This window comes from Stenotrophomonas sp. TWI700 (assembly GCF_039673645.1).
Taxonomy (GTDB): Bacteria; Pseudomonadota; Gammaproteobacteria; order Xanthomonadales; family Xanthomonadaceae; genus Stenotrophomonas; species Stenotrophomonas maltophilia_AA.
Genome location: NZ_JBDJMB010000011.1, coordinates 34,202 through 48,905, shown reverse-complemented (window position 1 = coordinate 48,905; position 14,704 = coordinate 34,202). Strand labels below are relative to the sequence as shown.

The window sequence follows — 14,704 nt, the reverse complement described above, 5'->3', positions numbered from 1 at the left end:
TATGGGGATAGCACGATGACCTTTTCCAACGCCCTGCGGCTGCGTTCCGTCCGGCGCCAGAAGTTGTTCCACCTGTGCGCGCTGGGAGTCGCGCTCATGGTGGCCAACGGCACGCTGATGGCGGCCACGCCCAGCGGCGCCGTGCCCAAACCGGCGGCCACCACCGCGCCGGCGACCGCACCGGCCTCGCTGTCGGTGTCCAAGATCGACTTCAAGCGCGGCGACGATGGCGCCGGCCGGCTCATCCTGCAGTTCGACGGCCAGGGCGCCAGCCCGGACCTGCGCAGCCAGGGCAACAGCGTCGTCATCGACGTGGGCAACGCGCGCCTGCCGGAAAGCCTGCAGAAGTCGATCAACGTGACCGACTTCGCCACGCCGGTGCAGCGCATCGATCCCAAGCCCTATGGCGGTGGCACCCAGCTGGTGCTCAACACCAATACCGCCTTCGAGTCGCTGGCGTATCAGAGCGGCAACGAATACGTGGTCGAGATCAGCCCGCGCCAGGCGGCCCCGGCCGCCGGTGCGATCACCGCGACCAGTGTGAGCCAGGCGGCGGCGGCACTCGGCCAGCGCGGCTACAGCGGCAAGCCGGTGACCTTCAACTTCCAGGATGTGCCGGTCCGTACCGTGCTGCAGCTGGTCGCCGAGGAGTCCAACCTCAACGTGGTCGCCTCCGACAGCGTGCAGGGCAACGTGACCCTGCGCCTGATCAACGTGCCGTGGGACCAGGCGCTGGACATCGTGCTGCGCGCCAAGGGCCTGGACAAGCGCCGCGATGGCGGCGTGATCTGGGTGGCGCCGCAGCCGGAGCTGGCCAAGTTCGAGCAGGACAAGGAAGACGCACGCATCGCGATCGAGAACCGCGAGGATCTGGTCACCGATTACGTGCAGATCAACTACCACAACGCCGCGGCGATCTTCAAAGCGCTGACCGAAGCCAAGGGCATAGGCGGCAGCAGCGGTGGCGGTGGCGGCGGCAGCTCGCAGGAAGACAGCGGGTTCCTGTCCTCGCGCGGTCGCATCGTGGCCGACGAGCGCACCAATACGCTGATGATCAGCGACATCCCGAAGAAGATCGCGCGGATGCGTGAGCTGATCAGCGTGATCGACCGTCCGGTCGACCAGGTGCTGATCGAAAGCCGGATCGTGATCGCCACCGATACGTTCGCGCGTGAGCTCGGTGCCAAGTTCGGCATCAGCGGCAGCCGCCAGGACGTGTTCTTCGGCGCCAACACCAATCAGAACCACGCCAACATCACCGATCGCGGCACCAAGGACCTCGAGTACCAGAAAGCGATCAATGAGTGGGTGGCCGGTGGCCGCACCGGTGCGATCCCGGTCCGCGGTGGGACCAAGTTCGCCGAAGGCCTGAACTGGAACCTGCCGGTGGCCGCGATCAACAACCCCGGTTCGCTGGCGCTGTCGATCCTCAATGCCGGTTACCTGCTGGACGTGGAACTGTCGGCCATGCAGGCCGAATCGCGCGGCGAAGTGATCTCCAACCCGCGCGTGGTGACCACCAACCAGCGCGAAGCGGTGATCAAGCAGGGTAAGGAAATCGGCTACGTCACCATCAGCGGTGGTGGTGCGGCCGGTGCCGCTGCCCAGCCCAACGTCCAGTTCAAGGAGGTGGTGCTGGAGCTGAAGGTCACCCCGACCATCACCAACGACAACCGTGTGTTCCTCAACATGTCGGTCAAGAAGGATGAAGTGGAGCAGTACATCCTGCTGGAAGGCTACGGCCAGGTGCCGACCATCAACCGCCGCGAAGTGAATACCGCGGTGCTGGTGGACGATGGCCAGACCGTGGTGATCGGTGGCGTGTACGAATTCACCGACCGCACCAGCATCAACAAGGTGCCGTTCCTGGGCGACGTGCCGTTCCTGGGCAATCTGTTCAAGAAGCGCAGCCGCAACAAGGACAAGGCCGAACTGCTGGTGTTCGTGACGCCGAAGGTGCTGCGCGTGGCCAAGGCCAATCCGGCCGTCAACTGAGCCGCACCGCTGCTGCAATGAGGAAAGGGCCGCCCTGTGCGGCCCTTTCTGCGTTCAGCCAATCTTGATGTCGTAACCGCCACTGTCCTGCCATCATGGTGATGGAACCTCTGCCCACCGTGGAGGTCACATGGATGCCATGAATCTGCCGCCCCCCATGCCCGATACCCCGACGCCCGCTCCGGTGGAGCACGACCGCCTGCACGATGCCTTCCGCGCGCTGCGCGACGGCCTGTCATCCGAGATCGTCGGCCAGAGTGCGCTCGTCGAGCGCCTGCTGACCGCGCTGCTGGCCGATGGCCACCTGCTGGTCGAGGGCGCCCCCGGCCTGGCCAAGACCACCGCGATCCGCGCGCTGGCCGCCCGGCTGGATGCGGATTTCTCGCGCGTGCAGTTCACCCCGGACCTGCTGCCGGCCGACCTGACCGGCACCGAGATCTGGCGCCCGCAGGAAGGGCGGTTCGAATTCGTGCCCGGTCCGATCTTCCATCCGATCCTGCTCGCCGACGAAATCAATCGTGCGCCGGCCAAGGTGCAGTCGGCCCTGCTCGAAGCGATGGGCGAGCGCCAGGTGACGGTTGGCCGCCATACCTATCCGCTGCCCTCGCTGTTCCTGGTGATGGCCACGCAGAATCCGATCGAGCAGGAAGGCACTTTCCCGCTGCCGGAAGCGCAGCTGGACCGTTTCCTGATGCATGTGCGGATCGGCTACCCCGATTCGGAAGCCGAAACCGAAATCCTGCGACTGGCCCGCGAGCGCGCCCGTGAAGCGCTGTCCACCCCGGCCGCCGCGCCGGTGCGCATGCCGCTGAGCGATGTGTTCGCCGCCCGCAAGGCGGTCCTGTCGCTGCATGTCGCCCCGGCGCTGGAACGCTACCTCATCGAAATCGTGCTGGCCTCGCGCGATGCCGCGCGCTACGACCCGGCGCTGGCGCGGCGCATCGCCTGGGGCGCCAGCCCGCGTGGCTCGATCGCGCTGGAGCGCTGTGCGCGGGCGCGCGCCTGGCTGGCCGGGCGCGACTTCGTCACCCCGGAGGATGTGCGCAACGTCGCGCCGGATGTGCTGCGCCATCGCGTGCTGCCCAGCTATGAAGCCACCGCCGAAGGCTGGGATGGCGAACGCCTGGTCGCCGAGCTGCTGGCCCGCGTGCCGGCGCCCTGAGCGCGATGGACACCCCCGCGCAGAGCGCCACGCCGCTGGAGGGCGATGGCCTGCGGCCGAGTCTGGCCGAGCTGGTGGCGTTGCGCCGCAGTGCGCACCGCGCGCCGCCGGCGCGGCGTGGCCGGCTGGGTCATGCCGGCAGTGCGCCGTCGCCCGCACGCGGACGCGGCATGGAGTACGCCGAGTCCCGCGACTACGTGCCCGGCGATGACGCGCGGCATATCGACTGGCGTGTGACCGCCCGCACCGGACGCGCGCATACCAAACTGTTCCAGGCCGAACGCGAGCGGTTGACGCTGCTGGTCGCCGATACCGACCCGGTGCTGTATTTCGGCACCCGGGTCCGCTTCAAATCCGTACAGGCCGCGCGGGTCGGCGCGGTCGCGGCGTGGCTCGCGCAGCGCCAGGGTGACCGCCTTGCCGCCGTGCGCGGCAGCACCCAGGAGCCGCCGATCGCACCGGCCGGTGGCACCCGCGGCGTGTTGCGCGTGCTCGATGCGCTGACCCGCTGGTACGCCGAACCGCCCGCCGAGGATGCCGGGCTGGACCGCGCGCTGGAGCAGGCCGCACGTCTGCTGCGCCCCGGTGCGCGCGTGGTGGTGCTGGCCGACCCGGCGCGTGCGGCCACGATCGGCAGTGCGCGCTGGGCCGCGCTGGCCATGCACCACGAAGTGGTGGTGATGCTGCTGGTCGATCCGCTTGAACTGGCGCCCCCGGCCGACGCGCTGCCGTTTCTCTCGCAGGGCCGTCGCGTGCTGCTCGATCTGGGCAGCACTGCGGTGCGCGAGCATTGGCGCGAGCGGTTCGTGGCGCCGCTGGAAACGCTGCAGAACAGCCTGGCCGCGCGCCGCATCCAGGTGCATGTGGTGGCCACCGACGACGCCAGCGACAGCTGGTTGAGTCCGCTGCCGACCGCGGTGGTGGCATGAGCGCCGCCGCCTCGCTGCCGCTGCGCGATGTGCAGTTGCCGCCCTCACCGCCGTGGTGGCCGCCGGCGCCCGGCTGGTGGCTGGTGTTTGCGGCCCTGGCGCTGGTGGTGGCCGCGATCTGGGCCTGGCAGTGGCGTCGGCGGCGTACGCGCCAGCGCTGGCTGGCGCTGTTCGATGCCCAGGTGGCCCAGGCCGGCTCGCCGGTCGCCGAGATCGCGGCGATCGCCGACCTGCTGCGCCGCGCGGCGCGCCAGCATCAGCCCGGCGCCGAACGGCTGCAGGGCAGTGAATGGCTGGCCTTTCTGGATGAGAAGAACAGCCGGGCTTTCTCCGATGGCGATGGCGCGCTGCTGCTCGACGGCAGCTACCGCCCACGTGCCGACGCCGAAGCGGTGCAGCGTCTACGCGTCCTTGCGCGCCGCCGTTATCTGTCGCTGCTCACGGAGCGGCGCCGATGATCGCGATCACCCTGCCGACGTGGTTGAGCTGGCTCGACAGCCTGGCCTGGCCGTGGATGCTGCTGGCGCTGCCCTTGCCGATCCTGATGCGCTGGTGGCCGTCACGGCCCGGCGCGGGCGCCGCACTGCGCGTGCCCTACGCGGCCGATCAACTGCAGTCGCTGGGCGCTGCCGCGGGCGGTGCGGGCCCACGCCTGGGCCGCGCGCTGCTGTGGCTGGCGTGGGCCTGCCTGTGCGTGGCGGCTGCGCGACCGCAGCAGCTCGGTGACGCGGTGACACCGCCGCAGCAGGGCCGCCAGATGATGCTCGCGGTGGACGTCTCCGGCAGCATGAGCGAGGCGGACATGATGCTCGGCAACCAGGTGGTCGAGCGACTGACCGCGGCCAAGGCCGTGCTTGCCGACTTCCTGGATCGCCGCGTCGGTGATCGCGTCGGCCTGCTGATCTTCGGCGAGCGCGCCTACACGTTGACCCCGTTGACCGCCGACCTCACCAGCGTGCGCGATCAGCTGCGCGACAGCGTGGTCGGCCTGGCCGGGCGCGAGACCGCGATCGGCGACGCGATCGCGCTGGCGGTCAAGCGCCTGCGCGAACAACCCGAAGGCCAGCGCGTGCTGATCCTGCTGACCGATGGCGTCAGCAACGCCGGCGTGCTCGAACCGCTGCGTGCGGCCGAACTGGCCCAGGCCGAAGGGGTCCGCGTCTACACCGTGGCCTTTGGCGGCGACGGCGGCATCAGCCTGTTCGGCGTGCAGATCGCGCCCGGCGAAGATCCGGTCGACGAAGCCACGTTGAACAAGATCGCCGAGCTCACCGGCGGCCGCTCTTTCCGGGCGCGCAATACCGATGAGCTGGCCGGCATCTACGCCGAGCTGGAACGTCTGGAGCCGGTAAAATCGGCCGGCCCGGCAGTGCGGCCGCGGATCGAGCGTTACGCCCTGCCGCTGGCGTTGGCACTGCTGCTGGCCGGCCTGGCGTGGCTGTTGCCGAGGCGCTGGACATGACCGCAAGCTGGAACGCCCTGCATTTCATCCGCCCCGATGCGTTGTGGGGGCTGCTCGTGCTGCCGCTGCTGGTGGCGATCTGGTGGCTGCGCCGGCGTCGCGCCAATGTGTGGCGCCAGACCGTGGATGCGCATCTGCTGCGCCATCTGCTGGTAGGCCGCGACCGTCGCGCCTGGGGTGGGCTGATCCTGTTGTTGCTGGGCACGGCCATCGCGATCGTGGCGCTGGCCGGCCCCTCATGGCGACAGGTCGCACAGCCGTTGTGGCAGACGCCGTCGCCGCTGGTGGTCGCGCTGGACCTGTCCTCGCGGGTGACCGCGACCGATCTGCCGCCGTCGCGCCTGCTGCAGGCACGCGCGAAGCTCGCCACGCTGCTGCGCGAGCGCCAGGGCGGCGAAGTCGCCCTGCTGGTGTACGCCGACGATGCCTATGCTGTGGCGCCGTTGACCGACGACATGGCCAATGTCGCGCTGTACCTGGATGCGCTGGCACCCGATGTGATGCCCCGCGATGGCCAGCGTGCCGACCGCGCGCTGGAAACAGCGGTCAAGTTGCTGCAGCAGTCCGGCGCACGCGGCGGCGACATCCTGCTGCTCACCGACCGCGCCGATGCCGATGCCGAACAGGCGGCAGCCGCAGCACGCGCGCAGGGCTTCGTGGTCTCCGTGCTCGGGCTGGGTACGCCGCAGGGCGCGGCCTATCGCAACGGCGAGGGGCAGATCGTGCCGGCGCGTCTGGAGGAGGGCTCGCTGCGCAGCGTCGCCAGCCGCGGTGGCGGTCGCTATGCGCGCGTGGCCAGCGATGACAAGGACCTGGCCGCGCTCGACGTGTTGACCCCGCGCGTCAGTGCCGATGACAGCCGTGAAGGGCAGGGCCGCACCTGGCGCGATGAAGGCTTCTGGCTGCTGCCGCCGCTGATGCTGCTGGCGCTGTTCGCGTTCCGCCGACGCGGCGCGCTGGCGGTGCTGGTGATGGTCGCGGCACTGCCGATGGCGATGCCGATGCCCGCGCACGCCGCCGAAGGCACGTGGTGGCAACGCGCCGACCAGCTCGACCAGCAACGCCTGTCCACCGGAGTGGATGCGTACCGCAAGGGCGATTTCAAGGCCGCGCAGCAGCAGTTCGAGGGCATCGATACCGATGCCGGCTGGTACAACCTCGGCAACGCGCTGGCGCGCCAGGGACAGTACGATGCCGCCATCGAGGCTTACGAGCGCGCGCTGAAGAAGCATCCGGGCATGGCCGATGCGGTCGCCAATCGCGCGGCAGTCGATGCCGCCCGCAAGCGCAGGCCACCGCAGAGCAACGACCGGAAAAACGATCAGAAGGACGGAAAGAAGCCGCCCTCCGACAAGCCCGATCCCGGCAAGAACCCGGGGCAGGGCCAGAACGGTGATGCTGCGCCACCGCAGGACAAGGGCCAGCAGGGCCAGTCACCGCCGCCCACGTCCGGTGAGCCGAAGGACGGCCAATCCAAGGGCGAGAAGTCGCCGCCGCAGGCCGCCGACAGCCAGGCGCAGGCCGAGGCCGACGCGGCCCAGCGCGAACGCATGCAGCAGGCCATGCAGCGCCAGGGGCAGGAAGACGGCAACGACAAGGCGCAGGGCCAGGTCAGCGGCACGCCGCAGCAGCGCGAGCAGCAGCAGGCGGTCGAAGCCTGGATGCGCCGCGTGCCGGATGACCCGGGCAGTCTGCTGCGGGCCAAGTTCCAGCTGGAAAACGAACGCAGGAAACGGGAAGGGCGATGACACATTCCACGATACAGCGCTGGTTGCGCGCCGGACTCGCCCTGCTGCTGTGCGCAAGCATGGCCGCGCACGCGCAGACCCGCGCGTGGCTCGACCGCGAGCAGATCACCGACGGCGACACGGTCACCCTCAACATCGAATCCGATGCCGGCGGCGGTGCACCGGACTACGCGCCGCTGCGGGCCGATTTCGACCTCAGCAGCCAGACCACCAGCCGCCAGATGCAGTGGAGCAATGGCGCGACCACCTCGCGCGCGCTGTACGCCGTCGCACTCACCCCGAAGCGCGCCGGCACCCTGCAGATTCCGGCGCTGCAGGTCGGCAGCAGCCGTACCCAGCCGCTGACCCTGCAGGTCGGCGCCAGCACCGCGTCCGCGCCGGCGGCGGCCACGGGCAATGCCGCCGTGTTCCTGGAAACCGAGGTCGACGATGCCTCGCCGTATGTGCAGCAGAGCGTCGGCGTGGTGGTGCGCCTGTTCTACGCCGCACAGCTGCTCAGTGGTGAACTGGTGCTCGATACGCCTGCCGGTGCATCGCTGCAGCGCGTCGGCGAAGACCGCACCGAGGTGCGCGAGGTCAACGGCCGCCGCTACAACGTGGTGGAGCGGCGCTTCCTGCTGATCCCCGAGCGGAGCGGTCCGCTGGCGCTGCCGGCGGCCCAGTTCAACGGGCGCAGCGCGGGCGGTTTCTTCAATGACATGTTCGGTGGCGATGGCCGCCTGCGCGCGGCCTCCGCCCCGCGCACTCTGCAGGTCCAGGCGCAACCGGCCTCGGCACCGCAACCGTGGCTGCCGCTGCATGGGCTGCGCCTGCGCTATACCGCTGCGCCCACCACCGGCCGGGCCGGCGAGGCAGCCACCGTGGTGGTGGAGGCCGTGGCCGAGGGTGCGACCAAGGCGCAGTTCCCGGAGCTGCCGGTGCCCGACGTGGGCCCGGGCGCCCAGGTCTTCGCCGAGCCGCCGCAGTTCGATGAAACCTTCAACGGCAGCACGCCGCAGCTCACGCTGACCCGTCGCTTCGCGATCGTGCCGCGCCAGGCCGGGGCGCTGACCGTCCCGGGCCTGCGCATGGCGTGGTGGGACGTGGCGGCCGGCCAGGCGCGCACGGCCCGCCTGCCGGACCTGCAACTGGCGATCACCGCCGGTGTCGCTGGCGGCGCCACGCCGACCCTGCCGGTGGACACCACGTCGGCCCTGCCGGGCGAACCGGCGGCCGCCTCCCCCGACCTGCAGTTGGCGCCGATGCAGGCCGCATCGCGCCCGTGGGGCTGGATCGCGCTGTCGGCCGGCCTGGCGGTGCTGTGGCTGCTGACCCTCGCCTGGGGCTGGCGCCGACGCGCTCGTCCGCGGGTCGTGCGGGGTGGCGAGGGCACTGCGCCCTCTGCCCCATCAGCGGGCACGTACACCCGCGCTGACCTGCGCCGGGCCATGGAAGCCGGTGGGTTCGACGAGATCATCGTCGTGCTGGCCGGGATGGGCGGCGTAAAGACCCTGGAGCAGGTGCTGGAGCGCCTCGACGACGCTCAGCAGCGCGACACGCTGATCCGGATGCAGCAGGTCCGCTGGGGCGGGCAGGGCGGCGATGTCGGCGAGGCGCGGCAGGCGCTGCGGCGGGCCTTCCATGACGGACCGCACTGGCGGGCGTCTGCGGCCGCAAAGGACAATGGGCTGGCGCCGTTATACCCGTCTGCGCATTCATAAAAAGGCGTGTCGGTCAGGGCGGCCGGCTTTGCTAAGCTGATTTCATTTTTTCGAGGAACGCCGCTCCATGACTGAGGCCGCAACGACCCGGCAGAAACTGCCTTTGCACTGGAAAATGGGCATCGGCTTCATCATCGGCCTGGTCCTCGGGCTGACCGTCCATGCCCTCGGTGGCAGCGTCGACGGCCTGCATACCGGTGCCAAGTGGGTGATGGATTACATCACCACCCCGGCCTCGGGCCTGTTCCTCAATCTGATCTTCATGCTGATCGTGCCGCTGATCTTCTCGGCGCTGATCATGGGCGTGTCGGAGATGGGCGACATCCGCGCCCTCGGCCGCATCGGCTGGAAGACGCTGGCGTACACGATCCTGCTCTCCGGCATCGCCGTGGGCATCGGCCTGGTGCTGGTCAACGTGCTCAAGCCGGGCGTGGGCGTGGACCCGGTCGTGGCCGCGCAGATGCTCACCGAGAATGCCGAGCGCAGCAAGGAAATCGTCGCCGGCATCCATGGCGTGCCGAAGGGCATGGACATGCTGCTGTCGATCGTGCCGAGCAACGTGGTCGAGGCGGCGTCCAGCAATGGCGCGATCCTCTCGCTGATGTTCTTCGCGCTGATGTTCGGCGTCGGCATGGTGCTGACCGATGAGGCGAAGGTCGCCCCGCTGCGTCGCGCCATCGAGGGCATCTTCGAAATCTCGATGACCCTGATCAACCTGGTCATCCGGCTCGCCCCGTACGCGGTGGCCTGCTTCATGTTCAACCTGGCGGCCCTGTTCGGCTTCGAGCTGATCATCCGCCTGGGCGCCTACGTGGGCGTGGTGGTGCTGGCGCTCGGGCTGCACATGGTAGTGACCTACGGCGTGGCCGTATGGCTGTCCGGTCGTTCGCCGCTGGTGTTCTTCCGTGACACCCAGGAGGCCACCGTGATGGCCTTCTCGACCGCCTCCAGCAACGCCACCCTGCCGACCGCGCTGCGCGTGGCCGACCAGATGGGCCTGCCGCAGAAGGTGTCGCGCTTCGTGCTGACCGTGGGTGCCACCGCCAACCAGAACGGCACCGCGCTGTTCGAGGGCGTGACCGTGATCTTCCTGGCGCAGTTCTTCGGGGTGGACCTGAGCATCGGCCAGCAGATCATGGTGATGGCGGTCTGCATCCTGGGCGGCATCGGCACCGCCGGCGTGCCCTCCGGCTCGCTGCCGGTGGTGGCGATGATCTGCGCCATGGTCGGCGTGAACCCGCTGGGCATCGGCCTGATCCTGGGCGTCAACCACTTCCTGGACATGTGCCGCACCGCGCTGAACGTGACCGGCGATCTGGCCCTGACCACCCTGGTGGCCAAGGGCGAGGTGGACGAAGGCCCGGTCGTGGCCGCGGTGGCCCCAGCACCCGCACCCGCACCCGCACCCGCCCCGCGCGACTAAGGCTGCGCAGGTCTGCGGTTTCCCGACGCCCCGCCTTGTGCGGGGCGTTGTCGTTAAGGGCCTGGCCTGTCTCCGGCCTGACCCCGCCGATCACCTGTGGGACAATGGGCTGCCCGCAGCTCCGCGGGAGCCTCCCGACTCCGACAGAACCATGACGCAGCCTACCCGCCGCCAGTTGGCCAATGCCATCCGCTTCCTCGCCGCTGATGCGGTCGAAACCGCCAAGTCCGGTCATCCCGGCATGCCGATGGGCATGGCCGACATCGCCGAAGTGCTCTGGAACGACTACCTCCGTCACAACCCGAAGAATCCCAAGTGGTTCAACCGCGACCGCTTCGTGCTGTCCAACGGCCACGGCTCGATGCTGCAGTACGCGCTGCTGCACCTGAGCGGCTACGACCTGCCGATCGAGCAGCTCAAGCAGTTCCGCCAGCTGGGCAGCAAGACCGCCGGCCATCCGGAACACCATGAAACCCCCGGCGTGGAGACGACCACCGGTCCGCTGGGTCAGGGTCTGGCCAACGCCGTGGGCTTCGCCCTGGCCGAGAAGCTGCTGGCACAGCGCTACAACCGCCCGGAACACGAGATCGTCGACCACCGCACCTGGGTGTTCCTGGGCGATGGCTGCCTGATGGAAGGCATCTCGCATGAAGCCGCCTCGCTGGCCGGCACCTGGGGCCTGTCCAAGCTGGTCTGCTTCTGGGACGACAACCACATTTCCATCGACGGCAACACCGATGGCTGGTTCACCGACAACACCCCCGAGCGTTTCGAGGCCTATGGCTGGAACGTGGTGCGCGGCGTCGATGGCCACGATCCGGAGAGCATCAAGTCCGCCATCGACAGCGCGCTGTCGCAGTTCGACAAGCCGACCCTGATCTGCTGCCGCACCACGATCGGCTTCGGTTCGCCGAACAAGTCCGGCAAGGAATCCAGCCACGGCGCCCCGCTGGGCAAGGATGAGCTGGAAGCCACCCGCAAGCAGCTGGGCTGGCCGTACGGCCCGTTCGAGATTCCGGAAGAGATCTACGCTGGCTGGCGTGCCGGCGGTACCGGCACCCTGCGCCAGGCCGAGTGGGAGCAGCAGTTCGACAAGTACGCCGCGCAGTATCCGGCCGAAGCCGATGAGCTGATCCGTCGTTCGCATGGCGAGCTGCCGGCCGACTTCGTCGCCAAGGCCGATGCCTACATCGCCCAGGTCCAGGCCGACGGCCAGACCATCGCCTCGCGCAAGGCCTCGCAGCTGGCGATCGAAGCGTTCGCGACGCTGCTGCCGGAACTGGTGGGTGGTTCGGCCGATCTGGCGCACTCCAACCTGACCTTGTGGAAGGCCAGCAAGTCGGTCGCCACCGATGACCCGAACGCCAATTACGTCTATTACGGCGTGCGCGAGTTCGGCATGACCGCGATCGCCAATGGCCTGGCCCTGCATGGCGGCTTCATTCCGTTCGATGCCACCTTCCTGGTGTTCAGCGATTACGCCCGCAACGGCGTGCGCATGAGCGCGCTGATCCCGGCCCACGCGATCCACGTGTACACCCACGATTCGATCGGCCTCGGTGAAGACGGCCCGACCCACCAGCCGGTGGAGCACCTGGCCTCGCTGCGCTACATCCCGAACAACGATGTGTGGCGTCCGTGCGATGCGGTCGAATCGGCGGTCAGCTGGAAGTCGGCGCTCACCCGCAAGGACGGTCCGAGCTGCCTGGTGTTCAGCCGCCAGAACCTGCCGCACCAGCCGCGCAGCACCGAGCAGGTCGCCCAGATCGCGCGCGGTGGCTACGTGCTGGCCGACGCCGAAGGCGGCGTGCCGGACGTGATCCTGATCGGCACCGGTTCGGAAGTGGGCCTGGCCGTGACCGCCAAGGCGGAACTGGATGCCGCCGGCATCAAGACCCGCGTGGTGTCGATGCCGTCGACCGACGTGTTCGAGCGCCAGGATGCGGCGTACCGCGAGTCCGTGCTGCCCAACGCCGTGCGCAACCGCGTGGCCGTGGAAGCCGGCGTCACCGGTTTCTGGCGCCAGTACGTGGGCCTGGACGGTGCGGTGGTGGGTATCGACACCTTCGGTGCCTCGGCACCGGCGGAGGCGCTGTACAAGCACTTCGGCATCACCGCCGAGCACGTCGTGGCCGCGGCCAAGGCGCAGCTGGCGAACTGATCGCGGCGCCGGGCTCAGCCCGGCCGCTGCAACACGAAAGGCCGGGGATATCCCCGGCCTTTTCGTTTGTTGAGGGGTGGATCCACGCATGGCGTGGATCTACATCACACTGCCGCCGTGCGCGCCAATCCCAACCGCACCAACCGCGCCTCGATGCGTTCGCCGAACGTCTTCGGCGCTTCCAGTCCCATCCGCTGCAGATAGGCCTGATCGCCATCGCCGGCAGGTTGGGCCACCGCGGCCAGCACCGTGCGCAGCTTCGCCATCGGCGTCTGCGTGTTCTGCTTCAGCCAGCCCAGCGCCTTGACCAGGTGCTGCTCGACCTCGGTGAAGTCGCTGCCCAGCGGATAGTCCGGCAGCAGCCCGGACTGGCGGAACGGCGCCAGCGACGCACTGACCGCCGCGGCCGTGTTGCGCTGTCCATCGGCGGACGGAGTGAAACCGGTTGCCAGCTTCTTCGAGGCTTTCGCCTTGTCCAGCAACGCGGCCTGGAACTGCGCATCGGTGATCGCGGCCATCGCGATCACGCAGTCCTCGTCGGTCATGTTGCGCAGGTCGGCGATGCCGTACTCGTTGATGTAGAGATCGCGCAGGTGCCGGGGGATCGTGGTGTGTCCGTAGTTCCAGCGCACGTTGGACTGCAGCGTGCCCTTGTCCTCGCGGGTGGCGCGGAAGATCAGCGCACTGCGCGCGCCGGGCAGGGCATGCGCCATCGCCACGAAGTTGTACTGGCCGCCCACGCCGGAGACCACGCGGCCGTCTTCGAGCGCATCGGAGACGGCGGCGCCAAGCGCGGTGGCCATCATGCAGGAGTTGAAGAAACGCGCATCGCGGCGCTGCATCCGCTCCAACGTTTCATCGCCGCCGTAGAGCTGGTTGATTTCGCTGATCCGGCGCATGCCGATCGCGCTGCGCTCGTCATCGGGCAGGTCGCGCAGCCACTGGTAGAACTCCGGCGAGCCCAGGTAGAACGCGCCGTGCAGGTACTCGCCCTCGGCCTCGAGCGTGGCGTAATCGGTGGTCCACGCGGTGCCGTTCTCGATCCGCTGCAGCAGCGCCAGATCGTCGTGCACCTTGCGCCGGATCACACCGGTCTGGACCAGCCGGCGGAAGCCCTCGTTGAGCATTTCGCTGCAGCCGTACAGGCCGATCTCGAACGGCTCCAGGCCACCGCATTCCAGCACGGTCGGGTGGCTGGCCAGGCCGGGATCCAGCGCCTGCAGGATCTGCCGGTAGCGGGCGTTGTCGGTATGCCGCAGTACCAGTGCATGGCTGAGCGCATCGGCCAGCGTACCGATGCCGATCTGCAGCGTGCCGCCATCGCGCACCAGCGTGCTGGCGTACAGGCCGATCGCGTAGTCGGCATCGCTGACCGGTTGGCGCGGCAGGCCGAACAGCGCCGGGTACGGCCCCGGTGGCGTGATCACCAGATCGAAGAACGACACGTCGACCGTGGCCGAGCCCGCCAGGTAGGGCAGTTGCGGATCGATCTCGGCGATCATCAACGGGCGGGGCAACCCGCGCGCAACCATCGCATCCAGCGTGTCCTGGGTGATGTCGTTGTTGCATGACAGCGACAGGCGCCGATCATTCGCGCGCATCGCCACTTTCTGCACGATCGCGTGCGGCGCGCGCTGTGCTACCGCATCGGCGGCGTGCGTGTAGTTCAGGCTGGTGTAGCTGCGCTGTGCCTGCGATGAGCCGAGCAGCGCGCCCGACTGCATGTAGAACTCTTCCACCTGCACATGCGCCGGCAGCTGGTCGCGCACCATCGCATCGGCGTAGGCCAGCCGCGGGAAATCCTCCCCGAAGTGACGCTCGGCGAACGGCTTCATGAAGCGTGCTTCCAGCCCCGCACCGCCGCCCGGCGGATTCAGCGACAGTGCGGTATACAACTGCAGCGGCCGCGAGGCATCGTTTTCAACACGGGCATACAGCGCGTTGAGCAGCCGGTGCGGCTTGCCCAAGGCGAGCGGCGCGCCTATGCGCAGGGGGCCATCGACCCGCTGCAGCAGCCAGTCGACGGCGGCGTCCAGGTCGGTCAGGTGTTCGGTCATGCGGCGCTATCCTGCGAAATCATGCGGGTCATTACAGCATTTCCGGTTTGAACAGACGGCGACGCGA

At 68.9% G+C, this 14,704-nt stretch carries 10 protein-coding genes; 9 read left to right on the top strand and 1 reads right to left on the bottom strand.

Going from position 1 to position 14,704, the window contains the following annotated elements; all coding sequences use genetic code 11:
• The first annotated feature begins 15 nt into the window (after window positions 1-15).
• From ABE473_RS10285 to tkt, 9 genes are all read left to right on the top strand, one after another.
• Window positions 16-1,995: a type IV pilus secretin PilQ family protein gene (locus tag ABE473_RS10285; RefSeq protein ID WP_346489401.1), complete on the top strand. Its 1,980-nt coding sequence runs from the start codon at window positions 16-18 to the stop codon at window positions 1,993-1,995.
• A 139-nt stretch (window positions 1,996-2,134) separates the two neighbouring features.
• Complete coding sequence (locus ABE473_RS10280) at window positions 2,135-3,157, top strand: MoxR family ATPase (protein ID WP_346489400.1); 1,023 nt, start codon at window positions 2,135-2,137, stop codon at window positions 3,155-3,157.
• Window positions 3,158-3,162: 5 nt separating this feature from the next.
• Window positions 3,163-4,086, top strand: a complete 924-nt coding sequence (locus tag ABE473_RS10275) for a DUF58 domain-containing protein (protein ID WP_176988340.1) — start codon at window positions 3,163-3,165, stop codon at window positions 4,084-4,086.
• Window positions 4,083-4,544 carry a DUF4381 family protein gene (locus ABE473_RS10270; protein WP_346489399.1) on the top strand — a complete coding sequence of 154 codons (462 nt, stop codon included), beginning with the start codon at window positions 4,083-4,085 and terminating at the stop codon, window positions 4,542-4,544. The genes ABE473_RS10275 and ABE473_RS10270 overlap by 4 nt, the downstream gene beginning before the upstream one ends.
• Complete coding sequence (locus ABE473_RS10265; protein ID WP_346489398.1) at window positions 4,541-5,548, top strand: VWA domain-containing protein; 1,008 nt, start codon at window positions 4,541-4,543, stop codon at window positions 5,546-5,548. Before ABE473_RS10270 ends, ABE473_RS10265 begins: the two co-directional genes overlap by 4 nt.
• Complete coding sequence (locus ABE473_RS10260; protein ID WP_346489397.1) at window positions 5,545-7,296, top strand: tetratricopeptide repeat protein; 1,752 nt, start codon at window positions 5,545-5,547, stop codon at window positions 7,294-7,296. The genes ABE473_RS10265 and ABE473_RS10260 overlap by 4 nt, the downstream gene beginning before the upstream one ends.
• A complete protein-coding gene (locus ABE473_RS10255) occupies window positions 7,293-8,996 on the top strand; it encodes a BatD family protein (protein WP_346489396.1) in 1,704 nt (567 codons plus the stop codon). The genes ABE473_RS10260 and ABE473_RS10255 overlap by 4 nt, the downstream gene beginning before the upstream one ends.
• 67 nt (window positions 8,997-9,063) lie before the next feature.
• Window positions 9,064-10,419 carry a dicarboxylate/amino acid:cation symporter gene (locus ABE473_RS10250; RefSeq protein ID WP_346489395.1) on the top strand — a complete coding sequence of 452 codons (1,356 nt, stop codon included), beginning with the start codon at window positions 9,064-9,066 and terminating at the stop codon, window positions 10,417-10,419.
• Between the two features lie 151 nt (window positions 10,420-10,570).
• Window positions 10,571-12,580 carry a transketolase gene (gene tkt, locus ABE473_RS10245; protein ID WP_346489394.1) on the top strand — a complete coding sequence of 670 codons (2,010 nt, stop codon included), beginning with the start codon at window positions 10,571-10,573 and terminating at the stop codon, window positions 12,578-12,580.
• A 104-nt stretch (window positions 12,581-12,684) separates the two neighbouring features.
• Here tkt and ABE473_RS10240 read toward each other — a convergent pair whose 3' ends face one another.
• A complete protein-coding gene (locus tag ABE473_RS10240; protein WP_346489393.1) occupies window positions 12,685-14,637 on the bottom strand; it encodes an acetyl-CoA hydrolase/transferase C-terminal domain-containing protein in 1,953 nt (650 codons plus the stop codon).
• Between the last annotated feature and the right edge of the window lie 67 nt (window positions 14,638-14,704).